Source organism: Gordonia sp. SMJS1, from assembly GCF_029866425.1.
Classification (GTDB): domain Bacteria; phylum Actinomycetota; class Actinomycetes; order Mycobacteriales; family Mycobacteriaceae; genus Gordonia; species Gordonia hongkongensis.
In genome coordinates this window covers 3530381-3554497 of sequence record NZ_CP123381.1, presented here as the reverse complement: position 1 = coordinate 3554497, position 24117 = coordinate 3530381, and the positions used below count along the sequence as shown (strand labels likewise).

At 67.4% G+C, this 24117-nt stretch carries 21 protein-coding genes and 2 tRNA genes; 14 read left to right on the top strand and 9 right to left on the bottom strand.

What is annotated here, in order from left to right; translation table 11 throughout:
* Nucleotides 1-143 precede the first annotated feature (143 nt).
* Both mgtE and QAD21_RS16235 read right to left on the bottom strand, forming a co-directional pair.
* The gene (gene mgtE, locus QAD21_RS16240; protein WP_165629827.1) at nucleotides 144-1490 is read right to left on the bottom strand and encodes a magnesium transporter; all 1347 of its coding nucleotides are present in this window, start codon (nucleotides 1488-1490) and stop codon (nucleotides 144-146) included.
* 80 nt (nucleotides 1491-1570) lie between these two features.
* Entirely contained in the window at nucleotides 1571-2029 is a 459-nt protein-coding gene (locus QAD21_RS16235) for a PH domain-containing protein (RefSeq protein WP_165629828.1), read from the bottom strand.
* 347 nt (nucleotides 2030-2376) lie between these two features.
* Between QAD21_RS16235 and QAD21_RS16230 the strand changes: the two genes are divergently transcribed.
* The 4 genes from QAD21_RS16230 (at nucleotide 2377) to QAD21_RS16215 (ending at nucleotide 6997) form a co-directional block, all read left to right on the top strand.
* Nucleotides 2377-4341: an acetolactate synthase large subunit gene (locus QAD21_RS16230; protein WP_165629829.1), complete on the top strand. Its 1965-nt coding sequence runs from the start codon at nucleotides 2377-2379 to the stop codon at nucleotides 4339-4341.
* The gene (ilvN, locus tag QAD21_RS16225) at nucleotides 4338-4841 is read left to right on the top strand and encodes an acetolactate synthase small subunit (protein ID WP_058252141.1); all 504 of its coding nucleotides are present in this window, start codon (nucleotides 4338-4340) and stop codon (nucleotides 4839-4841) included. Before QAD21_RS16230 ends, ilvN begins: the two co-directional genes overlap by 4 nt.
* 119 nt (nucleotides 4842-4960) lie before the next feature.
* A complete protein-coding gene (ilvC, locus tag QAD21_RS16220) occupies nucleotides 4961-5974 on the top strand; it encodes a ketol-acid reductoisomerase (protein WP_058252140.1) in 1014 nt (337 codons plus the stop codon).
* A gap of 171 nt (nucleotides 5975-6145) precedes the next feature.
* Nucleotides 6146-6997: an alpha/beta hydrolase gene (locus QAD21_RS16215; protein ID WP_205333481.1), complete on the top strand. Its 852-nt coding sequence runs from the start codon at nucleotides 6146-6148 to the stop codon at nucleotides 6995-6997.
* Between the two features lie 137 nt (nucleotides 6998-7134).
* On the opposite strand, the gene QAD21_RS16210 is transcribed toward QAD21_RS16215, so the two are convergent.
* Nucleotides 7135-7800 (bottom strand): trypsin-like peptidase domain-containing protein, encoded by a 666-nt coding sequence (locus tag QAD21_RS16210; RefSeq protein ID WP_058252132.1) that lies wholly within the window; start codon nucleotides 7798-7800, stop codon nucleotides 7135-7137.
* 340 nt (nucleotides 7801-8140) lie between these two features.
* On the opposite strand from QAD21_RS16210, the gene serA reads away from it, so the two are divergent.
* Both serA and QAD21_RS16200 read left to right on the top strand, forming a co-directional pair.
* Nucleotides 8141-9736: a phosphoglycerate dehydrogenase gene (serA, locus tag QAD21_RS16205; protein ID WP_058252194.1), complete on the top strand. Its 1596-nt coding sequence runs from the start codon at nucleotides 8141-8143 to the stop codon at nucleotides 9734-9736.
* Nucleotides 9733-10740, top strand: a complete 1008-nt coding sequence (locus QAD21_RS16200) for a 3-isopropylmalate dehydrogenase (RefSeq protein ID WP_165629831.1) — start codon at nucleotides 9733-9735, stop codon at nucleotides 10738-10740. The genes serA and QAD21_RS16200 overlap by 4 nt, the downstream gene beginning before the upstream one ends.
* 71 nt (nucleotides 10741-10811) lie before the next feature.
* Here QAD21_RS16200 and QAD21_RS16195 read toward each other — a convergent pair whose 3' ends face one another.
* Nucleotides 10812-12041 carry an MFS transporter gene (locus QAD21_RS16195; protein ID WP_065632708.1) on the bottom strand — a complete coding sequence of 410 codons (1230 nt, stop codon included), beginning with the start codon at nucleotides 12039-12041 and terminating at the stop codon, nucleotides 10812-10814.
* Nucleotides 12042-12192: 151 nt separating this feature from the next.
* Between QAD21_RS16195 and QAD21_RS16190 the strand changes: the two genes are divergently transcribed.
* The 5 genes from QAD21_RS16190 to QAD21_RS16170 all read left to right on the top strand — a co-directional run bounded on the left by QAD21_RS16190 (nucleotide 12193) and on the right by QAD21_RS16170 (nucleotide 15594).
* A complete protein-coding gene (locus QAD21_RS16190; protein WP_065632709.1) occupies nucleotides 12193-12963 on the top strand; it encodes a fumarylacetoacetate hydrolase family protein in 771 nt (256 codons plus the stop codon).
* Nucleotides 12960-13784, top strand: coding sequence for an alpha/beta hydrolase (locus tag QAD21_RS16185; RefSeq protein WP_065632710.1), 825 nt, complete (start codon nucleotides 12960-12962; stop codon nucleotides 13782-13784). The genes QAD21_RS16190 and QAD21_RS16185 overlap by 4 nt, the downstream gene beginning before the upstream one ends.
* 46 nt (nucleotides 13785-13830) lie before the next feature.
* Nucleotides 13831-15309: a glutamate--tRNA ligase gene (gltX, locus tag QAD21_RS16180; protein WP_137808994.1), complete on the top strand. Its 1479-nt coding sequence runs from the start codon at nucleotides 13831-13833 to the stop codon at nucleotides 15307-15309.
* 86 nt (nucleotides 15310-15395) lie between these two features.
* Nucleotides 15396-15467: transfer RNA gene (locus QAD21_RS16175), tRNA-Gln, on the top strand.
* 54 nt (nucleotides 15468-15521) lie between these two features.
* A tRNA-Glu gene (locus tag QAD21_RS16170) sits at nucleotides 15522-15594 on the top strand.
* Nucleotides 15595-15724: 130 nt separating this feature from the next.
* On the opposite strand, the gene QAD21_RS16165 is transcribed toward QAD21_RS16170, so the two are convergent.
* Nucleotides 15725-16222, bottom strand: a complete 498-nt coding sequence (locus QAD21_RS16165; protein WP_058252126.1) for a PPOX class F420-dependent oxidoreductase — start codon at nucleotides 16220-16222, stop codon at nucleotides 15725-15727.
* A 60-nt stretch (nucleotides 16223-16282) separates the two neighbouring features.
* Nucleotides 16283-17017: an IclR family transcriptional regulator gene (locus QAD21_RS16160; RefSeq protein ID WP_058252125.1), complete on the bottom strand. Its 735-nt coding sequence runs from the start codon at nucleotides 17015-17017 to the stop codon at nucleotides 16283-16285.
* A gap of 107 nt (nucleotides 17018-17124) precedes the next feature.
* Between QAD21_RS16160 and leuC the strand changes: the two genes are divergently transcribed.
* The 3 genes from leuC to QAD21_RS16145 all read left to right on the top strand — a co-directional run bounded on the left by leuC (nucleotide 17125) and on the right by QAD21_RS16145 (nucleotide 19982).
* Nucleotides 17125-18588, top strand: a complete 1464-nt coding sequence (leuC, locus tag QAD21_RS16155; RefSeq protein ID WP_065632713.1) for a 3-isopropylmalate dehydratase large subunit — start codon at nucleotides 17125-17127, stop codon at nucleotides 18586-18588.
* A 51-nt stretch (nucleotides 18589-18639) separates the two neighbouring features.
* A complete protein-coding gene (leuD, locus tag QAD21_RS16150; protein WP_065632714.1) occupies nucleotides 18640-19233 on the top strand; it encodes a 3-isopropylmalate dehydratase small subunit in 594 nt (197 codons plus the stop codon).
* Nucleotides 19234-19406: 173 nt separating this feature from the next.
* Nucleotides 19407-19982 (top strand): HU family DNA-binding protein, encoded by a 576-nt coding sequence (locus QAD21_RS16145; protein ID WP_280359864.1) that lies wholly within the window; start codon nucleotides 19407-19409, stop codon nucleotides 19980-19982.
* Between the two features lie 102 nt (nucleotides 19983-20084).
* Here QAD21_RS16145 and QAD21_RS16140 read toward each other — a convergent pair whose 3' ends face one another.
* The 3 genes from QAD21_RS16140 to cofC all read right to left on the bottom strand — a co-directional run bounded on the left by QAD21_RS16140 (nucleotide 20085) and on the right by cofC (nucleotide 24072).
* Nucleotides 20085-21017 (bottom strand): NUDIX hydrolase, encoded by a 933-nt coding sequence (locus QAD21_RS16140; RefSeq protein WP_065632716.1) that lies wholly within the window; start codon nucleotides 21015-21017, stop codon nucleotides 20085-20087.
* Between the two features lie 44 nt (nucleotides 21018-21061).
* Nucleotides 21062-23260: an RNA degradosome polyphosphate kinase gene (locus tag QAD21_RS16135; protein ID WP_205333482.1), complete on the bottom strand. Its 2199-nt coding sequence runs from the start codon at nucleotides 23258-23260 to the stop codon at nucleotides 21062-21064.
* Between the two features lie 74 nt (nucleotides 23261-23334).
* A complete protein-coding gene (cofC, locus tag QAD21_RS16130; RefSeq protein ID WP_240198668.1) occupies nucleotides 23335-24072 on the bottom strand; it encodes a 2-phospho-L-lactate guanylyltransferase in 738 nt (245 codons plus the stop codon).
* Nucleotides 24073-24117 lie beyond the last annotated feature (45 nt).

Here is a 24117-nt window from a genome sequence, read left to right as displayed (position 1 = left end):
GGGCGAACTGTGTTGACGGGCGCCGCCTCGCTGAGGGTGGGCGTGAGGGAGCACCGAGAAGCAGGCTACTCCGCTGCGACGATGGGTAACAAAACCATTCGGGCGTGCGGGCCGGGCCGCGCCGGTGCAGTCCTCGGTCGGGGTCAGATCCCCAGCACCGTCTTGGCGATCGAGAAGTAGAGGAGAAGGCCGGTGGCGTCGCAGAACGTCGAGATGAACGGCGTGGAGAACACCGCGGGGTCGACGCGGATCGACTTCGCGATCAGCGGCATCACGCCGCCCACGGTCGCGGCCAGGGTGCACACCGACAGGATCGTCAGGCCGATCACCACACCGATCTCGAGGCCGTAGACGAGTGCGGCGACGGTGAACCCGGCGAGTCCGAGTAGCGCGCCCATGGTCAGTCCGACGCGGACCTCCTTGGCGGCGACGCGGGCGACGTCGCGCGGGGCGACCTCGTCGGTGGCGAGTGCGCGGGTCACGGTCGTCGCCGCCTGCGAACCGGTGTTCCCGCCGATCCCGGTGAGCAGCGGGATGAACAGTGCCAGCGCGACCCGCTGCTCGAGGGTGCCCTCGAAGATCTCCAGCACGTTGACGGTGAGGATCGCCGACACCGCGAGCACGAACAGCCACACGATCCGGGCGCGCGTGATCGACAGGATGGACGAGAACAGGTACGGGTCGCGGAGGGGTTCACGCGCGCCCGCACGGGCCTCGTCGGTGTCCCGGGCCTGCTCGACGACGTCGACGGCATCGTCGATGGTCAGGACGCCGACCAGGCGGCTGTCGCTGTCGACGACGGGCATGGCGAGGATTCCCCGGTCCACACACCTCTGCGCGGTGGCCTCGGCGTCATCCTCGGCATGAGCGAACATCGGCTTGTTCATCAGGTCGTGGACGGGTTGGGCCGGGTCGGCCAGGAGGAGGTCGCGCAGGCTGACCACACCGCACAGCGAGCGAGCGCCGTCGAGGACGGGCACCGTGTAGATCGTCTCCGCGGCGTGTCCGCGTTCTCGCACGCGGGCCAACGCGTCGCCGGCCGGTTCGTCCTCTCGGGCGTGGACGAACTCGGGACTCATCCGACGCCCCACCGAACCGCGCGGGTAGCCGAGAACCACCGCGGTCATGTCGCGTTCGGCCGGGGTGAGCTGCTGGATCAGCGACTTGGCGACTCCCGCGGGCAACTCGTCCAGCAACTCGGCGCGATCGTCGGGGTCGAGGTGGTCGAAGGCGGCGGCCACGTCCGCGGTGCCCAGATCGTCGATGAGGCGGCGCTGCGAGCCGGCCGACAGATCGTCGAACACCTCCACCGCGAGGTCCTTGGCCAGCAGACGGAACGCGACGCCACGGGACTTGTGGGGGAGCCGGTCGAGCAGGGCGGCGATGTCGCCCGCGGGCATCGCGGACAGCGTCGTCCCGACGTCTGCGAGGCGACCTGCCGAGATCAGTTCGTCGAGTTCACCGGCGTCGAATGTTCGGGTGTGCTCCACGGCCGCACTCTATTGCCGGCAGGTGGAGGCCTCTGAGACCGAGCGGAGTCGGATCCGTGCCAGAAACGAGGAGACCGTGACTACTCGGCAGAGCGGGCCGCCTCGAAGGGGTCCGGAATGCGGCCACCACTGACGAGCGACAACGCGGGAAGATCGCGGAAACCGATGGCCGGCAGACGAACTCGACTGCCATCTGTGAGGACCGCACGCACCGAACTCCACTTCGGGAACTGCAGTCCGGCGATGTCGGACCAGGCGATCTCGGTGGTCGAGAACATCCGCACCGAGGTGAGTCCGTTCTCGGTGACCACGGTCCGCAACCGGCGAATCCACAGCCAGACCAGGACCGGGACGATCAGGGCGAAGGCAAACCACGGGGAGGCGCCGACCAGGAGCACGACCACCAGAGCGGCCATCGGGACCGTGAAGTACGCGGTCCGGTTGATACGGAACGTCACCGGATAGTCGAATGCGACGTCGTCGTCGGCAGGGGTCGCGCTGGTCTTCGGGTCTACGGGGTCGGTGGAATCAGTCGGCACCGTTCCATTGTGCCAACCGGCCCCGAGGTCCCTCGCCGACGGGTTCGTCGCGCCGGACCGAAATCGAGGTGCGCAGACAACCGACTCGACCAGTGTTTTCCCAGATGGTGAGACGGCGTGGTCCGGAGTTTGACTCGGAACCGAACACAGTCCTACCGTGAACGCGTGATGCAGAACGGGATCCTCGTAGTAATCGGCTGGCGCGTCTTCGCCTGACCGGTCACCTCGCAGACCCCAAACCGGCATCGACGCGCCACCCTCGAACAGCGGAAGCTGTCGGGGGTTTTTTCATGCCAGGTACTTCCATCACGGATATCGGATTCCACAACCAAGATGAGGATCGTGCAGTGAGCGCACCAACAGCACGCACCGACGCCGGCCGCAACGAGCCGACGCGCAACGCAGGACTGCGGCAGCAGTCTCCGGCGGCGGGCAACCTCCGTGCGGTAACCCAGCACACCGTTGCTCCCGAGCGTGTCAGCGGCGCCCAGTCTGTGGTTCGTTCCCTCGAGGAGCTCGGTGTCGAGGTCGTCTTCGGCATTCCGGGTGGCGCGGTGCTGCCGGTCTACGACCCACTGCTGGACTCGCAGAAGGTCCGCCACGTCCTCGTCCGTCACGAGCAGGGCGCAGGTCACGCCGCGACCGGGTACGCCCAGGTCGCCGGACGCGCCGGCGTCATGATGGCCACCTCCGGTCCCGGTGCCACCAACCTGGTGACCCCGCTGGCCGACGCCCAGATGGACTCGGTGCCGGTCGTCGCGATCACCGGCCAGGTCGGTCGCGCGCTCATCGGCACCGATGCGTTCCAGGAAGCCGACATCTCGGGTATCACGATGCCCGTCACCAAGCACAACTTCCTGGTCAGCCGGGCGATCGACATCCCGAAGACCATCGCCGAGGCGTTCCACATCGCCGAGAGCGGTCGTCCCGGCGCGGTCCTGGTCGACATCCCCAAAGACATCTTGCAGGCGCAGACCACGTTCTCCTGGCCGCCGCAGATCGACCTGCCCGGTTACCGCCCGGTGACCAAGCCGCACGGCAAGCAGGTTCGCGAGGCGGCGCGCATGATCAACGCCGCGAAGTCGCCGGTGCTCTACGTCGGCGGCGGTGTCATCAAGGCGAACGCGTCGGCCGAGCTGCTGGAACTGGCCGAGCTGACCGGCATCCCGGTGGTCACCACGCTGATGGCACGCGGCGCGTTCCCCGACAGCCACCAGCTGCACCTGGGCATGCCCGGCATGCACGGCACGGTGGCGGCGGTCGCGGGCCTGCAGCGCAGCGACCTGCTGATCACCCTCGGAGCACGCTTCGACGACCGGGTCACCGGACAGTTGTCATCGTTCGCGCCGAACGCCAAGGTCATCCATGCCGACATCGACCCCGCCGAGATCGGCAAGAACCGGCCCGTCGACGTGCCGATCGTCGGTGACTGCAAGGCGGTCATCGCCGAGCTCACCGAGGCGCTGCGCGAGGAGCGGGCGACCAGCGGCTCGACTCCCGACATCTCGCAGTGGTGGTCCTACCTCGACAAACTGCGTCGGACCTATCCGCTGAGCTACGACCGTCAGACCGACGGCTCGATGTCGCCGGAGTTCGTCATCCAGGCCCTCGGCAAGGCCGCCGGTCCGGACGCGGTGTACTGCGCAGGTGTCGGCCAGCACCAGATGTGGGCCGCACAGTTCATCTCCTACGAGAAGCCGCGCACCTGGCTCAACTCCGGTGGTCTGGGCACGATGGGCTACGCGGTGCCCGCCGCCATGGGCGCCAAGGCCGCCGACCCCGACGCCGAGGTCTGGGCGATCGACGGTGACGGCTGTTTTCAGATGACCAACCAGGAACTAGCCACCTGCGCGATCGAGGGCATCCCGATCAAGGTGGCGCTGATCAACAACGGCAACCTGGGCATGGTCCGTCAGTGGCAGACGCTGTTCTACGACGAGCGTTACTCGAACACCGATCTGTCGACGCACTCGCGGATGATCCCGGACTTCGTCAAGCTCTCGGAGGCGCTGGGCTGCGTGGCCTTCCGCGTCGAGCGCGAGGAGGACGTCGACGAGGTGATCGCGAAGGCGCGGGAGATCAACGACCGCCCGGTGGTCATCGACTTCATCGTCGGCAAGGACGCCCAGGTGTGGCCGATGGTCGCCGCCGGCACCGGCAACGACGAGATCATGGCCGCCCGCGACATCCGGCCGCTGTTCGACGACGACGAGTCGGCGTCGGGTCCGGTGGAGATCCACCAGGCGATGGATGGCCATCAAACGGTCGACAACGCGCCGGCCGATCGCGCAAACCAGAAGGACGAGCAGTGAGCACCACCCATACCCTCAGTGTCCTGGTCGAAGACCGACCCGGCGTCCTCGCGCGGATCTCGGCGCTGTTCTCGAGGCGCGGATTCAACATCGAGTCACTCGCCGTGGGCCCCACCGAGCTCAAGGGCATCTCGCGGATGACCATCATGGTCTCGGTGGAGGACTTCCCCCTCGAGCAGGTCACCAAGCAGCTCAACAAGTTGATCAACGTGATCAAGATCGTCGAGCAGGACCCGGCGAGCTCGGTCTCGCGCGAGCTGATGATGGTCAAGGTGCGGTCGGATTCGACGGTGCGCACCGAGGTCATCGAGGTGGTGAACCTGTTCCGCGCCAAGGTGATCGACGTCTCGCCCGAGTCGCTGACGATCGAGGCCACCGGCACGTCGGAAAAACTCGAAGCACTTCTGCGGATGCTCGATCCGTATGGAATCCGGGAGATCGCGCAATCGGGCGCGGTGACCCTCGGTCGGGGACCGAAGAGCATGTCGGCCAACCGCTGACAGAGAATCCCGCTGTCGTCGCGCTCATCTGAGCATCGGCGAGGAGCGACAAGGGAATTACGAATCCCGACGGATTCTTCAGAATCCGCCAGGGACACCACATATCGAAGGGAAACATAGTGGCCATCGAACTGTTCTACGACGACGACGCGGATCTGTCGATCATCCAGGGTCGCAAGGTCGCGGTGATCGGCTACGGCAGCCAGGGCCATGCGCATTCGCTGTCGCTGCGCGATTCCGGCGTCGACGTCGTGATCGGTCTGCGTGAGGGCTCCAAGTCGAAGGCCAAGGCCGAGGAGCAGGGCCTCAAGGTGCTCACCGCATCCGAGGCCGCCGCCTGGGCCGACGTCATCATGGTGCTGGCGCCCGACACCTCGCAGGCGAAGATCTTCACCGAGGACATCGAGCCGAACCTGCAGGACGGCAACGCGCTGTTCTTCGGCCACGGTCTCAACATCCACTTCGGCCTCATCAAGGCGCCGGAGAACGTGACCGTCGCGATGGTGGCCCCGAAGGGCCCCGGCCACCTCGTGCGCCGCCAGTTCGTCGACGGCAAGGGCGTTCCCGCGCTCATCGCCGTCCACCAGGACCCCAAGGGCGAGGGCCAGGCGCTTGCGCTGAGCTACGCCAGCGCCATCGGCGGTGGTCGTGCCGGAATCATCAAGACCACGTTCAAGGAAGAGACCGAGACCGACCTCTTCGGCGAGCAGGCGGTGCTGTGCGGCGGCACCGAGGAATTGGTCAAGACCGGCTTCGAGGTGATGGTCGAGGCGGGTTACGCCCCCGAGATGGCCTACTTCGAGGTGCTGCACGAGCTCAAGCTGATCGTCGACCTCATGTACGAGGGCGGCATCGCGCGCATGAACTACTCGGTCTCGGACACCGCCGAGTTCGGCGGTTACGTGTCGGGCCCGCGGGTCATCGACGCCGACACCAAGGAGCGCATGCGCGGCATCCTCACCGACATCCAGGACGGCACCTTCGTCAAGCGCCTCGTCGCCAACGTCGAGGGCGGCAACAAGGAGCTCGAGGGCCTGCGCAAGGAGAACGCCGAGCACCCGATCGAGGTCACCGGCAAGAAGCTGCGCGACCTGATGAGCTGGGTTGATCGTCCGATCACCGAGACCGCCTGAGTCGCAGCGGTTTGCGCTGAACGCAGCGCCGACAGCGGGTCCGCACCGATGTGGTGCGGACCCGCTTGCGTCGCCGCACACCCACCCCTTTTCGGTAAACCCACCGGGGTCGCGGGGTGAGGAAATACCGAAAAAGGGTGGGTTCGGCTCGACGGGTTTAGTGTCGACCTGGTGGACAGCCAAGGGATCGTTCTGCCGCCGCCGGTCTATGTCGACGTCGACGGGGAGCGTGTTGCGACATATGTTCTCGAGCCGGCGGGGCACACCGACATCGATGTGGTGATGTGCCACGGGACCCCGTGGTCGGCGTACGTGTGGGCCGGCGTGGCGCAACAGATCGGCCTCGGTCGCCGGGTCTTCCTGTGGGACATGCCTGGATACGGGCAGTCGATGGTCACGGACGCACCGGTGGATCTGGCGACCCAGATGTCGAGATTCGCTGTGCTGCAGTCACAGTGGGGTCTGACGCGGCCGCACGTGATCGCACATGACATCGGGGGCGCGGTGGCACTGGGCGCGCATCTGCTCCACGGTCGCGAGTACGCGTCGTTGTTCCTCTGGGACATCGTGACTCTCGATCCGTGGGGGTCGCCCTTCTTCCGACTGGTCGCCGACAACACCGAGGTCTTCGAGCAACTTCCCGACCCCTTGCACGCGGCGTTGGTGCGCGAGTACATCGCCGGTGCCGCGCGGCATCGCCTGACGGACTTTGACCTCGACGCGCTGACCCGTCCGTGGCTCGGCGGGGCCGGCAAAGCCGGGTTCTATCGTCAGATCGCGGCCTTGCGGCCGGAGCACACGAGACCTGTCGCGGAACGCCTGTCGGAGGTCCGGTGCCCGACGCGAATCGGCTGGGGCGCCGACGATCCGTGGATTCCCGTCGAGCAGGCCACGCAGCTACGAGACCTCCTGCCCGACCGCCGCGACCCCGTGATCCTCGACGGTGTCGGACATCTCGCACCTCTGGAAGCGACGGCAGCGGTCACCCGGGCGATCGAGGACTGGCTCGGGGTCACCCGGTGACCGAAGCCGGCTGACCACCCGGGTCGTGCTCGGCCCGAGCAGTCGTCCCGGCGCCTCACTGCGCACGTCACCCCGCACACGACGACGCCCCGGAGGGAAACCATCCGGGGCGTCGGTGGGGGTGGGACCCAGAGTCGTCAGGCGACCCGGAATCCCTTGTACGCGTCGAGCGAAGCGATCCGCTTCAGGATCGGCTGGATGTTGGTGCCGGTCTCGGGGCCGAGGCAACCGAGGAAGTAGTAGGCGTTCACCATGCCCACCAGCCGGTCGCCGACGACCACGGGGCTACCGGAGTCACCTTCGATGACGCACATCTGGCTGACGTGCACGTCGCCGTCGGAGAACCAGGCGATGCCGCAGGTGTTGCCGGTGGTCCGGCCTTCTTTGCAGGCGATGGTCGGGAAGGCGAGCGGCGCCTGGTCGACCGAGCGGATCGTCACGCCGCGGACCGTGCGCAGCGGCACGACTCGCGAGGCGTCGAGTTCGATGATCGCCATGTCGAGATCCGGCGCAGTGTAGGTGATGGTGCCTGCCTGGCCGCGGTCCTGGAACGTCTCGGAGTAGACCTTCTGGCCGGGAGTGCCACAGTGTCCCGCGGTGACGCCGATGAGCTTGTTGGTCTTCGAGCGGCCGATGGTGGTCAGGGTGCAGGCCGCGGCCGAGTTGCCGCCCTTGAGCACCAGGATCCCGGACCCGCCTCCCATGAAGATCTTCGCCGGTGCGGCGACCGCGACGCCCCCTCCCCAGCCGGCCAGCACCGTCGCAGCCAAAACCGCCAACAGTACTGTCAGCTTCTTCGTCATCCGCACTCCACTTCTCGGGTCAACCAGTTCTCGATCACGGGCATTGCCGCCCGTCGGGAACTTCGCGATGGGCGGCAAGCACACCGTACCGGGCGCCCCACGCGCGCACGGCGGCGTGGGATCGAGCCGCGGTCGGTTTGCAACAGTTCTGTGATGCGCCGCGCGAGTTTGCCGTAATGCGCGTCACACTCTACTCGTGCCGGGGGACAGGGCTCTCGTTTCGGGGTAGACCGCATGCTCGACGGCACCTACCACACCTTTAAGCTGTCGTACGGAGTCGTCACCGACACTCCATACCGACGTTCGTGAAACCGCACTCCCCGAACCTGGAGAAATGACTGTGAGCTCTGCTGGCCGCCCGGTTGTACTCATCGCCGACAAGCTGGCGCCGTCCACCGTGGAAGCACTCGGTGACGGTGTCGAGGTGCGATGGGTCGACGGCCCGGATCGTCCCAAGCTGCTCGAGGCGGTCGTCGACGCCGACGCCATCCTGGTCCGCTCCGCGACGACCGTGGACGCCGAGGTCCTCGACGCGGGCAAGAAGCTGAAGATCATCGCCCGGGCGGGTGTCGGTCTGGACAACGTCGACGTGCCTGCCGCGACCGAGCGCGGCGTCATGGTCGTCAACGCCCCGACCTCGAACATCCACACCGCGGCCGAACACGCCGTCGCGCTGCTGATGGCCGCGTCGCGCCAGATCCCGGCCGCGGACGCCACCTTGCGCGAGAAGACCTGGAAGCGTTCGTCGTTCAACGGCGTCGAGATCTTCGACAAGACGGTCGGTGTCGTCGGACTCGGCCGCATCGGCCAGCTGGTGGCCGCGCGGCTGGCCGCTTTCGAAACCCACATCATCGCCTACGACCCCTACGTGTCGCCGGCTCGTGCGGCCCAGCTCGGGATCGAGCTCGTCAGCCTCGACGAACTCCTCGAGCGCGCCGACTTCATCACCGTCCACCTGCCGAAGACCCCGGAGACCCTGGGCCTCATCGGCGCCGAGCAGCTCGCCCGGACCAAGAAGGGCGTCGTCATCGTCAACGCCGCCCGCGGTGGTCTCATCGACGAGCAGGCACTGGCCGACGCGATCAACTCCGGTCAGGTCCGCGCGGCCGGCCTGGACGTCTTCGCCACCGAGCCCTGCACCGACTCGCCGCTCTTCGAGCTGCCGCAGGTCGTCGTGACGCCCCACCTCGGCGCATCGACCAGCGAGGCGCAGGATCGCGCGGGCACCGACGTCGCCAAGAGCGTCCGGCTGGCGCTGGCCGGTCACTTCGTCCCCGACGCCGTCAACATCACCGGGGGCGCCGTCGACGAAGAGGTCGCACCGTGGCTCGAGGTCGCTCGCAAGGCGGGCGTGCTCGTCGGGGCCATCAGCAAGGAGCCGCCGACCTCCATCGTCGTCGACGTACGGGGTGAACTCGCCGCGAACAACGTCGACGTGCTCGGCCTGTCCGCGCTGCGCGGCCTGTTCTCCGCAGTGCTCGACGAGCCGGTCACCTTCGTCAACGCCCCCGCGGTCGCCGAGGGACGCGGCGTGACCAGCGAGGTCACCACCGCGCCGGAGAGTCCCAACCACCGCAGCGTGGTCGACGTGAAGGCCGTGTTCGCCGACGGCTCGACCCACAATGTCTCGGGCACCCTGTCGGGTCCGCGCCTGGTGGAGAAGATCGTCAACATCAACGGCCGCAACTTCGACCTGCGTGCCGAAGGGCACAACCTCATCGTCAGCTACGCCGACCAGCCGGGTTCCCTCGGCAAGATCGGAACGCTGCTCGGGAACGCCGGCATCGACATCCTGGCGGCCGGTTTGTCGCAGGACGCCGAGGGCGGCGGCGCGACCATGATGCTGCGCGTGAGCAGCGTCCTCGACGACGAGGTCGTCGCCGCGATCGGTGACGCGGTCAGCGCAACCCTCATCGAACAGGTCGACCTCGCATGAAACTCGCAGTCATCGCCGGCGACGGCATCGGTCCCGAGGTCATCGGCGAGGCGCTGGGCGTCCTCGACTCGATCGTACCGTCGGTGAGCACTACCGAGTTCGACCTCGGCGCGCGCCGCTACCACCGCAACGGCGAGCTGCTCACCGAGGACGACCTCGAGTCGCTTCGTCGTCACGACGCGATCCTGTTGGGCGCCATCGGCGATCCGTCCGTACCGTCGGGCGTGCTGGAGCGCGGTCTGCTCCTGACGATGCGATTCGCACTCGACCACCACGTCAACCTGCGGCCGTCGCGCCGCTTCCCCGGTGTCTCCTCGCCCCTCGCGGGCGACCCCGACATCGACTTCGTGGTCGTTCGGGAGGGGACCGAGGGGCCCTACACCGGCAACGGTGGCGCGATTCGTGTCGGAACCCCGAACGAGGTCGCCACCGAGGTCAGCGTCAACACCCGGTTCGGTGTGGAACGCGTCGTGCGCAACGCATTTCAGCGTGCCCAGCAGCGTCGCAAGAAGCTGACGCTGGTCCACAAGACCAACGTGTTGACCTTCGCCGGGTCGATGTGGAGTCGCGCGGTCGAGGAGGTGGGTGCCGAGTTCCCCGACGTCACCACCGACTACTGCCACGTGGACGCGGCGACCATCTACCTGGTCACCGACCCCGGCCGCTTCGACGTGATCGTCACCGACAACCTGTTCGGCGACATCATCACCGACATCGCCGCCGCGGTGAGCGGTGGTATCGGGCTGGCCGCGTCGGGCAACATCGACGCCACCGGCGCCAACCCGTCGATGTTCGAGCCGGTGCACGGCTCGGCACCCGACATCGCCGGGCAGGGCAAGGCCGATCCGACGGCCGCGATCCTGTCGGTCGCGCTCCTGCTCCAGCATCTCGGCGACGACGACGCCGCCGCCCGGATCGAGAAGGCCGTCGCCGACGACCTCGCCGAGCGCAGCGGTACGTTCAGCACCTCCGAGATCGGTGCGCGTATCCGCGAACGGCTCTGATTCGCAGGCAGATTCACCAGCAAGGGACGAACCCGCCACCGATTCGGTGGCGGGTTCGCCCGTTGGTGGGGTTACACGTCGACCAGCTCATCGGCTGCCCGCATCCGGTCGCGCGGGACCAGGGGCGTCGCGATAAGCGGTGCCAGGGCGGTCGCGGCAAAGGCGATCGGGAAACCGACGGTCGCGATGAGTGCTCCGAGAAGCGGTGTGGTCGCCGCGGTCACCAGATACTGTCCGGTGTTCTGCACGGCGAGTCCGCGTCCGCTCCATTCCGGTCCGACGTACTCGGCTATGGCGGTGAACGCCAAGCCGTTGTCGGCCACCGAGATGACACTCGCCACCGCCATGAGCGCGGGCGCGAGTGGGCTGTCGAACCAGTCGGCGATCGCGAGCGCGGACATGGCGGCGACACCGGCCACCGCGATCACGCGGACCGGTCGCATCCGCGACATCCAGGCGTCCGACCACCGTCCGGCGACGATCCGGCCCAGTGCACCGATGATCTGGGTCACGGTGATCAGGGTTCCGGCGCCGGCCGGTGACCACCCGTGCGCGACGATCAGCCAGGTCGGTACGAAGGTCCACAGCATGGACTGGGGGATGACCAGCAGCATGCTGACGATGTGGATGCGTGCGAGGAAAGAGTTGTCGCGGTAGGGATTCGTGCGCGGGGGAGGGTTGCCGACCGTCGACGCGGGAGCCGGCCGACGCGGCGGATCGGTGATGCCGACGACCACCGCGACGAGTCCTGCAGCAGTCACCACGGCTGGGATCGCCAGTGCCGCAGCGGGTCCCGAACTCGCTGCGACAACCGGCATGGTGAGAGCGCAGACGCCGATCCCCAGCGGTTGTGCCATCTGCCGGATGCCCATCGCAGTCCCACGCTGGTGTGCGGGAAACCAGCCGACGACGATGCGACCGCTGGCCCCGTTCGCCGCCCCCGAGCCGAGACCGCCCACGAAGAGCGCGGCACCCACGACGGCATAGGACGCATCGGCTGACGCGGCGACGGTCGCCCCGGTCGCGCCGGCGAGCGAGATCGACAGCGACAGCAGGAGGATCCGTCGTTCGCCGTAGCGGTCCAACAGGATTCCCCACGGGATCGTCGCCGCCATCAGTCCGACCGTCGGGATCGCGGCAAGCGCCGAGGCCTGGGTGAGGGTGAGTCCGGCGTCGGTGTGCAGCGTGGGGATCAGGTAGGCGACACCGCTGACCACACAAGTCGTGGTGAGCGCGGCGAGCAGCGAGCACCCGAGGATGATCCACCTTCGGGCAGTGGTGATGTCGTCGACATCGGTCATGGTCTACTCACCTCGCTGCCTGTCCGGACCCGGTGAACCGGGGTTGGATATCTCAATATATGAAACAGTGTGACCACATTGTAAAACCGGCACCGACGTCCGCCAACTCGTCTCCCAACGTGTGGGATCGGCGGTGCGATAGGGTCTGGACATGCGCTTAGGTCGAATTGCGAGTCCTGACGGCGTGGCCTTCGTGTCCGTCGAGGGCGACGGAGACGACGCCGTCGTCAAGGAGATCGCCGAACATCCCTTCGGTACGCCGACGTTCACCGGCCGGTCGTGGAAGCTGGCGGATGTCCGGGTGTTGGCGCCGATCCTCGCCAGCAAGGTGATCTGCATCGGCAAGAACTACGCCGCACACGCGGCGGAGATGGGCGGCGAGGCGCCCGCCGACCCGGTGATCTTCCTCAAGCCCAACACTTCGATCATCGGCCCCGAGGTGCCCATCGTGCGTCCGCCGTCGTCGCAACGGGTCGATTACGAGGGGGAGCTCGCGGCCGTCATCGGACGCCCGTGCAAGGACGTGAAGGCCGCGCAGGCCAAGGGCGTGATCCTCGGATACACGGTCGCCAACGACGTAACCGCCCGCGACCACCAGCAGGCCGACGGTCAGTGGACCCGCGGCAAGGGGTACGACACCTTCTGTCCGCTCGGCCCGTGGATCGACACCTCGCTCGATCCGTCGGACGTCGAACTCGTGACGGAACTCGACGGCGAGGTCAAGCAGCGGACCCGGACATCGCTGATGCTCCACGACGTCGGTGAGATCGTCGAGTGGATCTCGCGCGTGATGACCCTGCTGCCCGGCGACGTGATCCTCACGGGCACCCCGGAAGGGGTCGGGCCCATGGTCGCCGGTCAACGTATCTCGGTGACCGTCGACGGTATCGGTACGCTCTCCAACCCGGTGGTGGACAAGTGACAGCTCCCAGCACGGCCCGTGTCAACGGGATCGACATCTCCTACAGCCTCGCCGGGTCGGGCCCGCTCGTGGTCATGGTCATGGGAACCGGAAGTCCCGGCCGCGTCTGGAAGGCGCATCAGGAACCCGCGCTGGTGAAAGCCGGCTTCACCGTCGTGACGTTCGACAACCGCGGTGTCGCACCGTCGTCGGAGTGCGCCGAGGGTTTCACGCTCGACGACATGGTCGCCGACACCGCGGCTCTGATCGAACACCTCGGCCGCGGTCCGGCGATCGTGATCGGCACCTCGTTGGGTGCCCGGATCACCCAGGAGCTGGCGCTGGCCCGCCCCGACGTGGTCAAGGCGGCGGTGATGGTTGCGACGTACGGCCGCAACACCCCACTGCAGGAAGCGATCTCGGCCGGTGAGCGGGCCCTCTACGACAACAAGATCAAGCTGCCACCGGAGTACGAGGCCGCCATCACCGCGCATCTCAACCTGTCGCCGCACACGCTCGACGACGACCGCACCGCGCGAGACTGGCTCGACATCATCGGGTTCTCCCCGCAGACGATCACCCCGGGCGTCCGCGCACAGCTCGAACTCCACAACAAGGAGTCCAACCGTCTCGCGGCGTACCGCGGCATCACCCGGCCCGCGCTGGTCGTCGGATTCGCCGACGACCGGACCCTGCCGGCGAAGCTGGCGCGCGAAGTCGCCGAGGCCATTCCAGGCGCGGAGTACGTCGAGATCGAGCGGGCCGGTCATTTCGGTTATCTCGAACAGCCGGCCGAGGTGAACCGGGTCCTGGTGGAGTTCTGCGAGCGCCACCGGGCCTGACGGCGGGCGTGCGGGGGCGGCGGTCGGCTTCGATACGCTGAGCCTCATGACCAGTAGTGAGGCCGTTCGCGTCCGATTCTGTCCATCCCCGACCGGCACTCCCCACGTGGGACTCGTGCGGACCGCGCTCTTCAATTTCGCGCAGGCCCGGCACGACGGTGGCACCTTCGTCTTCCGCATCGAGGACACCGACTCGTCGCGAGACAGCGAAGAATCCTACGAGGCCATCCTAGACGCCTTGCGCTGGCTCGGTCTCGACTGGGACGAGGGGCCGGAGGTGGGCGGACCCTACGGTCCCTACCGGCAGTCCGAGCGGCGGGAACTCCATGCCGACGTCGTCGCCCGCCTTCTCGAGGCCGGCGAGGCCTACGAGGCGTTCTCGACCCCGGAAGAGGTGGAGGCCCGGCACCGCGCCGCCGGACGCGACCCCAAGCTCGGGTACGACAACTTCGATCGTGACCTGACGCCCGAGCAACGTGCGGACTACCTCGCCGAAGGACGTAAACCCGTTGTCCGCCTGCGGATGCCGGACACCGACCTCACCTGGGACGATCTCGTGCGCGGCACGACGACGATCAAGGCGGGTACCGTTCCCGACTTCGCGCTGACCCGTGCGACCGGCGATCCGCTCTACACGCTGGTCAACCCGGTCGACGACGCGATGATGAAGATCACCCATGTGCTGCGCGGCGAGGATCTCCTGTCGTCGACTCCGCGGCAGCTCGCGCTGTACGACGCGCTGATCCGTATCGGCGTCGCCGACGCCGTGCCGGCCTTCGGGCACCTGCCCTTCGTGATGGGTGAGGGCAACAAGAAGCTCTCCAAGCGCGACCCCCAGTCGAACCTCTTCCACCATCGCGACCGCGGTTTCATCCCCGAGGGTCTGCTCAACTACCTCGCGCTGCTCGGCTGGGGTTACAAGAGCGATGTCGACGTCTTCAGCCTGGCCGAGATGATCGCGGCTTTCGATGTGCGACAGGTCAACTCGAACCCCGCACGGTTCGATCAGAAGAAGGCCGACGCCATCAACGCCGAGCACATCCGGATGCTCGAGGTCGCCGACTTCACGGCGCGGCTGCGCTCGTATCTCGTCGCGCAGGGCAAGCTCCCCGAGAGCGCCGACGACGAGACCTTCGCGGCTCTGGCCGAATTGGTGCAGACGCGTATCCAGGTCCTCGGCGACGCGTGGGACCTCATCTCCTTCGCCTACGTCTCCGACGACGAGTTCACGATCGACGAGAAGGCGGCGAGCAAGAACCTGGGCGCCGACGCGGTGCCGGTCCTGGACGCCACCATCGCCGCGGTCGAGTCGCTGGACTCCTTCACCACCGCCGCACTGCAGGACGCACTGAATGCTGCGCTGGTGGACGATCTGGGGCTCAAACCGCGCAAGGCGTTCGGTCCGGTACGCGTGGCGGTGACCGGCTCCCAGGTCAGTCCGCCGCTCTTCGAATCGATGGAGATCCTGGGTCGCGACAAGACGCTCGCGCGGCTGGCCTCGGCACGGGAGATCGCAGCCGAATAGTGCCGCTGAGCTGCACGTTTGTGGACTTACGGTGACCCTTTGATACTCTCTTTCTCGGCAGTTTTCCGCAAGGAGAATCAAGCCAATGGGGTATGGTGTAATTGGCAACACAGCGGTTTCTGGTACCGCCATTCTAGGTTCGAGTCCTGGTACCCCAGCGGACAGAAAGAGATCGAGACCGTGCTAAGGTCTTGATCGCCGGAAGTTCCCATGGCCCCGTCGTCTAGCGGCCTAGGACGCCGCCCTCTCAAGGCGGTAGCGCGGGTTCGAATCCCGTCGGGGCTACGAGAAACACCCTTCCTCTGCGATGCAGGGGGAGGGTGTTTTTCATTGCGCGACAGACCATCTCGTCCGTGTTGCGATGATCACACCGAAACACGGACGAGGGTCAGAAGGTGTCGCGCCGGGACTGCGGTCAGAGGAATTCGGCGGTGGTGCCCGAGGCCGGCATCTCGGGGATGCCGAGCTTGCGGTGGTCCCAGGAACGGGTGCGGGACGGACGGATCCGGACGGCGACGCGCTTGTTCATCATCTGCTCGACGAATGGTCGCGATTCTTCGGTGTAGGGCGCTGTGTAGCGTTCCCAGACGCTGATGCCGACCTTCAGGCACGAGTCCGGGTCGTCGAGGATCTCGGCAGTGCCCTCGAAGGTGACGCCGCGCAGTGTGTCGTAGGTGTCACCGTCCTCGATCATCACCGAGCACCGGTTGTTGCGACGGATGTTGACCGCCTTCTGCGACTTGGATTTGGTCTCGAACCAGATCTCGCCGTCGATGATCCCGTACCACATCGCCACGAGGTGGATGCTCCCGTCCGCTCCGGTGGTGGCGAGGGTCGCGGTCCGACTGCGCGCCACGAACTCCGCGATCTCGGCCTCGGACATGACGATCTGATTGCGTTGGTTGACTCCCATTCCCCGACGCTAGCCCACCGGCGGGTTCATCGGAACCGCTCCGGGTGCAACGGCTCTGGGTCAGGGACGTGCGGCCTGGAGGCGTTTGTGGATGGCGTCGGCGGCGGCGAGCAGATCGGCGGCCCAGCGTGCACCGGGTCGCCGGCCCATTCGGTCGATCGGCCCGGACACCGAGATCGCGGCGACCACGTCACCGTTGCCGTCGCGCACGGGAGCCGACACGCTCGCGACTCCGGCGGCGCGTTCACCGGCGCTCTGGGCCCACCCGCGCCGGCGGATCTCGTGCAGTGCGCGCTCGCTGAAGACGCTGTCCGGCACGAGCGCGCGCTGGGTGGCGGGGTCGGCCCAGGCGAGGAGGACCTTCGCCGCGGACCCTGCGCTCATGGGGAACCGGGTGCCCACCGGCACGGTGTCACGCAGGCCGGTCGGTGGTTCCATCGCGGCGACGCAGACGCGTTCGGCCCCTTCGCGGCGATAGACCTGAACCGATTCGCCGGTGATGTCGCGGAGCCGGGGGAGGACCATGAGAGCGGACTCGGTGACGGGATCGTGTGCCGAGGAGGCGAGTTCGCCGAGGACGGGGCCGGGCTGCCAGCGGCCGGTGACATCCCTGGTCAGAAAGCGGTGCGTCTCGAGTCCGACGGCGAGTCGATGTGCCGTCGCCCGGGGCAGACCGGTGCGCTCGCAGAGCTCGGAGAGATTGCACGGCGCCTCGGCGATCGCGTGCAGCACCGCCACGGACTTGTCGAGCACTCCGATTCCGCTGCTGACCGCGGATGCGGTATCCTTTCCCATAGGACGATACTAGCTGTCCAAATAGTGAGATGCACGTTCGAAACACAGCCAGAACGTCAACACCGCGTGCAGAGTCCGAAGAACCCGAGCAGATAACGAGTGAAGCCATGAGCAACAGCCCAGCCCAGCCGCTGACTCTCGCCGAGAAGGTGTGGCGCGACCATGTCGTCGTCCCCGGTGACGTCGATGCGTCCGGCAACACCAATCCCGACTTGATCTACATCGACCTCCACCTCGTCCACGAGGTCACCAGTCCCCAGGCCTTCGAGGGCCTGCGCCTCGCCGGTCGTCCGGTCCGCCGACCGGATCTGACCATCGCGACCGAGGACCACAACGTCCCGACGGTGGACATCGACAAGCCCATCGCCGATCCCGTGTCGCGGACCCAGGTCGACACGCTGCGCAGCAACTGCGAGGAATTCGGCGTCCGCCTTCACCCCATGGGTGACGCCGAGCAGGGCATCGTCCACGTGGTCGGGCCGCAGCTGGGCCTGACCCAACCCGGCATGACCGTCGTGTGCGGTGACAGCCACACCTCCACACACGGTGCCTTCGGAGCGATCGCGATGGGTATCGGTACCAGTGAGGTCGAGCACGTCCTGGCGACGCAGACCCTCTCGCTGCGCCCGTTCAAGACGATGGCGATCAACGTCGACGGCGAGCTCCCGCCCGGCGTGACGAGCAAGGACCTGATCCTCGCGATCATCGCGAAGATCGGCACCGGCGGCGGGCAGGGTTACGTGCTGGAGTACCGCGGGGAGGCGATCCGCAAGCTCTCCATGGAAGCGCGGATGACGGTGTGCAACATGTCGATCGAGGCAGGCGCCCGGGCGGGGATGATCGCACCCGACGAGGTCACCTACGAGTTCCTCAAGGGCCGCCCGCATGCCCCCTCGGGTGCCGATTGGGATGCTGCCGTTGACTATTGGGACAGTCTGCGCACCGATCCCGGCGCCACCTTCGACGCCGAGGTGCACATCGACGCCGCCTCGCTGACCCCGTTCGTCACGTGGGGGACCAATCCGGGACAGGGTGCCCCGCTCGGCGCGGCGGTACCCGACCCGGCGGAGTACGGCGACGAGGTCAAGGCGAGTGCCGCGGCCAAGGCGCTCGAGTACATGGGCCTCGAGCCCGGAACGCCGCTGCGCGACATCAAGGTCGACACGGTCTTCGTCGGCTCCTGCACGAACGGCCGGATCGAGGACCTGCGCGAGGTCGCCGGCATCCTCAAGGGGCGCAAGGTCGCGGACGGGATGCGGATGCTCATCGTGCCCGGTTCGATGCGGGTGCGTGCACAGGCCGAGGACGAGGGACTCGGAGAGATCTTCCTCGCGGCCGGCGCCGAGTGGCGGCAGGCCGGGTGCTCGATGTGCCTGGGCATGAACCCGGACCAGCTCGCCCCGGGGGAGCGGTGTGCGTCGACCTCCAACCGCAATTTCGAAGGGCGCCAGGGCAAGGGTGGCCGAACGCACCTCGTGTCTCCGGGAGTGGCAGCGGCCACCGCGCTGCGCGGCACCTTGTCCGCGCCCGCCGATCTGGACTCGCAGCCGGCGCCCGCCGATCTCGGTTGAGTCACGGTCCGACCCACATTCCTGCCACATCATTCGAACAGGGGCTTTCTCATGGAACCGTTCACCGAACACACCGGAATCGGTGTCCCGCTGCGTCGCAGCAACGTCGACACCGACCAGATCATCCCGGCCGTCTATCTGAAGCGGGTGACGCGCACCGGCTTTGAGGACGGTCTGTTCGCCGGTTGGCGGACCGATCCCGATTTCATCCTCAACAACGAGCCCTGGAGCCGCGGGTCGGTCCTGGTTGCCGGTCCCGACTTCGGCACCGGGTCGTCGCGTGAGCACGCGGTCTGGGCGCTGTCCGATTTCGGCTTCCGCGTGGTGATCTCGTCGCGTTTCGCCGACATCTTCCGCGGCAACTCGGGCAAGGCGGGTCTGGTGGCCGCGCAGGTCGAGCAGTCCGACGTCGAACTGCTGTGGAAGCGCCTCGAGGAGACTCCGGGCCTCGAAGTGACGGTGAGTCTTGTCGATAAGACGGTCACCGCCGGAGACCTCGTGGTGCCGTTGGCAATTGATGACTACACGCGGTGGCGCCTGATGGAGGGTCTCGATGACATCGGACTCACGTTGCGCCAGGTAGAGGCGATTTCCGAGTACGAGTCGGCGCGTCCGGCATTCAAGCCGCGCACCCTCGCGGACTGATTTCGCACCGCCGCGGCGGGGTCATCTCGCCGCGGCGGCACCATCGTGAGCTGCCATGCCATTTCGCAACACGGCGTCCTAATTGGCGTGGAAGATGGACGTTTTCACATCCGACGTTTACCGTGTGTTGGTAGCTGGCCGAAACTCGGTCAGATCAGCTTGCGGAGGTACTCATGAACAAGGCGGAGCTCATTGATGAGCTGACCAAGAAGCTCGACGCGGATCGCAAGACTGCGACTGAAGCCGTCGAGCTCGTCGTCGACACGATCGTGCGCGCGGTCAACAAGGGCGAGAGCGTGACGATCACCGGCTTCGGCGTATTCGAGAAGCGGAAGCGCGCACCGCGCGTCGCCCGTAACCCGCGCACCGGCGAGACCGTCAAGGTCCGCGCGACCTCGGTGCCGGCGTTCCGTCCGGGCGCTCAGTTCAAAGCCGTTGTGGCGGGCAAGCAGAAGCTGTCCGCGACCGGTCCGGCTGTGAAGCGCGGAAGCGGAGCCACCACCACGGCAGCCAAGAAGGCTGCGCCGGCGAAGAAGACCGCCGCCAAGAAGACGACCGCCGCCGCCAAGAAGACCACGGCGGCCAAGAAGGCTCCGGCGAAGACCACGGCGGCCAAGAAGACCACCGCGGCGAAGAAGGCTCCGGCCAAGAAGGCGGCGCCGGCCAAGAAGGCCACCGCGGCGAAGAAGGCTCCGGCCAAGAAGGCTGCCGCGAAGAAGACCGCGGCGAAGAAGACCACCCGTCGCTGACCTGCGGGACAACCGCGGTCGACGACCACAATTCAGCCCCCGGCGTACTTCCCCCGCCGGGGGCTGAATCGTGTTCGGGGTCAACCTGAGGGGGCGCGGGACTCAGGCTGTCGGGAGCGGCCCGGCGATGTGATCGGCCGCCACCAGCCGGCCGTCGAACAGGGACAGAACCCACACACTGCCCTTGCGGTTGGAGGCCTTGGGAAGCGGGATCGAGTCGCGCTCGGACCACCAGTCCATGAGGGGCGGGATCACCTTGCCCTGACTGCAGACCGCCAGGGTCGACGTCGTGTCGGCGGCGAGTTCGAGGATCCGGCGTTGCGCCGCTGCCGGATTGGTCCGATACGTCTCCTCCGACAGATCCGGCTCGCTGTGCAACTCGACCCCCAGCCGGTCGCGTAGCGGTTCCAGGGTCTGCTCACAGCGGACGCGATCGGCCGAGTGCACCCGGCTCGCCCCGAACGCGATCAGCAATGGGGCGAGGGCGGCGGCTTGCGCCCGGCCGAGTTTGTCGAGGGGCCGCAACCGGTCGTCGCCCTTGTAGGTCGAGCGCCGACCGGCCTTGGCGTGCCGTACCAACAGGAACGTGTGCAGGTCCGCGGGTAGCCGCACGAACTCCTCGAGGATCGTGCGATCGAGCGGATAGCTCAACATCTCCCGGGCCTCGTCGACGGAGAGCCACCGCAGCTCGTCGACCTCGTGCCCGGCGACGAACTCTCCGTCGGACGCTCGCGCCGACCAGTAGCGCACATGCTTGCGGGTACTGCCGAGGTCGTAGTGGACGTCGTCCAGGTGCCGGCCGAGGACGACGTGTTGGCCCGTCTCCTCGGCGATCTCGCGCACCGCCGTGTCGATGAGAGTCTCGCCCGGCTCGGCCTTTCCCTTGGGCAGCGTCCAGTCGTCGTACTTGGGGCGGTGGACGACCGCGATCTCGACATCGTCGATCTCGGCGGCATCGTTCCCGGTCGGACCGGGGACAACCGGTCGCCAGACCACACCGCCGGCGGCCCATACCTCATTCGTCTTCTTCGCCATGTCGATGGTGATCGTAGAGGTCGAAGGTTACGCGTCGGTGCCGGTCACGAACTGGTCTCCGGCCGACGACGATTGCGCCGCATCATCTGTCGCTGATGGTCGCGCACCTCTTCGCCCTCGGCGGGTGAGGCCACCCAGCTCCCGTCGGACTGCAGGACCCAGCAGCGGGTCCGCGGATCGAGGGCGGAGGCGAAGATGTCACCGAGTTCACCGGCCAGACGCTCGTCACGGACGTTCACCATGACCTCCACGCGCCGATCGAGATTGCGGTGCATCATGTCCGCGCTGCCGAACCAGTACTCGTTCTGCGCACCGAAATACAGGATTCGGGAGTGCTCGAGGAACTGCCCCAGGATCGACCGCACGTGGATGTTGTCGCTGTAACCCTCGACCCCGGGCCGCAGCGCGCTGATGCCACGGACGACGACGTCGACGGGTACCCCGCTCTGCGAGGCCCGGTACAGCGCATCGATCACCTGCTCGTCGACCAGTGCATTCGCCTTGAGCTGGATTCTCGCGCGCGTGTCGCCGTCGCGGAACAGCTCGATCTCGCGATGGATCCGTTTGATGATGCCCGCCCGGATGCCGTGCGGCGCAACGAGGATGTTGCGGTACTCCTGCTTGCGGGAGTAGCCGGTCAAGGTGTTGAACAGGTCGGTCAGGTCGGCGCCGATGTCGGGGGCGGCGGTCAGCAGGCCCACGTCCTCGTAGAGCCGCGCGGTCTTCGGGTTGTAGTTGCCGGTCCCGATGTGGCAGTACCGCTTGATCGTCGAGCCCTCGCGACGCACCACCAGGCAGGTCTTGCAGTGGGTCTTCAAACCGACGAGGCCGTAGACGACGTGGACGCCGGCCTGTTCCAGTTTGCGGGCCCACTTGATGTTCGCCTGCTCGTCGAAGCGGGCCTTGATCTCCACCAGCGCGACGACCTGCTTCCCGGCCTCGGCGGCGTCGATGAGCGCGTTGACGATCGGGGAGTCGCCGGAGGTGCGGTACAGCGTCTGCTTGATGGCCAGGACCTGCGGGTCGGCCGCGGCCTGCTCGATGAACCGCTGCACGCTCGTCGAGAACGAGTCGTACGGATGGTGGACGAGTACGTCACCGTCGCGAAGAGTAGAGAACACGCTCTTGGGTGTCTCTCGCTCGCCGAACGCGGGGTGGGTGGCGGGGACGAACGGACGGTCCTTGAGATGCGGGCGGTCGAGCGCGTAGATCTCGAAAAGTGATGACAGATCGAGGAGTCCGGGCACCTGGATGACGTCGGCGGGGTCCACCTCGAGCTCGCGCAGCAACAACTCGAGCATGTGCTCGCTCATGTCGTCGGCGACCTCGAGCCGCACCGGCGAGCCGAACCGACGGCGCGCGAGTTCTCGCTCGAGCGCCTGGAGGAGGTCCTCGTCGCGGTCCTCTTCGACCTCGAAGTCGGCGTTGCGGGTGATCCGGAAGACGTGGTGCTCAACGATTTCCATACCCGGGAACAACGTCCCGAGGTTGGCCGCGATCAGACTCTCCAACGGTAGGAACACCGCGCTCCTGGCGGCCTTGTCGTCGTCGGACGCCCGAGCGGGCGACAGCCGGTCGACGCGGATGAAGCGGTTCACGTTGTCCGGTACCTTGACCCGCGCGAAGTGCTCGCCGCTCTCGTTGACGTCGCGGACCGTGACCGCGAGGTTCAGCGACAACCCGCTGATGTACGGGAACGGATGAGCGGGGTCGACCGCCAGGGGCGTCAGGACCGGAAATACCTCGTCCTGGAAATAATCGGTCATCCGCGCCTGCTGCTCGGCGGTGAGCTGCGACCAGGACACCACGTAGATGTCGTTGTCGGCCAACGCCGGTCGGACCGAATCGAGGAAGACGCGCGCGTGCCGGTCGGCGACGGTCTGCGCGCGTCCGGCGATGCGCATGAGTTGTTCTCGCGGCGACAGGCCGTCGGCGGACCGGACCGACAGGCCGGTCTCGTCGCGCCGCTTGAGTCCGGCCACCCGCACCATGAAGAACTCGTCGAGGTTCGAGGCGAAGATGGCGAGGAACTTCGCACGATCGAGGAGCGGCAGGGAGATGTCCTCGGCGAGCGCGAGCACCCGGGAGTTGAAGTCCAGCCAGCTCAATTCCCGGTTGAGGTAACGGTCCTCGGGCAGGTCGGCGGATTCGTCGGGCACCAGGGTGGCGGCCGGCGGGGCATGCGGGATCGGTGTCGTGGTGACCGTGGCGGTCTGCGATACGTCATCGTCGGCGGGGCTCACCCCCCAATGATGACCCATCGCCGTCCCCGGCGTACACGCCCGCCGGTCGGACGCTTGTCGATTGCGGGTCGGGGTCAGAGATGACGCAGCGCAGCGACGGTGTGCGGTCCGAGGCCGAGCTCGCGGGCGACGCCCAGGTCCGCCGCGGTGTCGACGTCGGTGCGCAGGTCGGCCCACTCCCGGCCGGCCGGGTCGAGTTCGACGGCGCCGGCGGCCCGGTGGGCGGCCGCCGAACCGGGACCGAAACGGGGAGCGGGGACGCCGGTACCGGTGCCGTGCAGCAGCACCGTCCCGGATCCGTCCCGGTCGGTGACGAAGCTCGAGCGGTGTTCACCGGCGGCGCGCAACACGGCGGCGACGGACGTGCTCGTCGCCGCCGGCAGATCGGCCTGCACGTACATCAGGCCCGTCGACTCGGGCCACGCCTCGCGCGCCCAGCGCGCACCCTCGACGAACGCGGAGTTGAGACCGGCGTCCGCGGGTGCCCGGTGCGGCGACTCGCTCAGGCCGCGCATGCCCGAGCGCCGCGCCGCGGCGAGCACCTCGTCGTCGGGGCTGACGACGACGAGCCGAGAGATCCCGGCGCTGCGCAAGGCGTCGACGGTGTCGAGGAACATCGCCAGGACGAGGGAACCCCGGGCGACGGGGTCGTCACCCTCGAATGCGGTGGACAGCGTCGCCGCCAGTCGTGACTTCGCGCGGTGCAGATTCTTGACCGCCAGCACGGCCGCGACCGACGTCGCGACGGGCTCGTTGCCCCCCGCGTCGACGACCGTCGAGTCGGCGCCCGCGCCGACGGTGCTGTGTTCCATGCCGACCATCATGATGCACCGACCTCTGGTCGGTGACATTCCGGG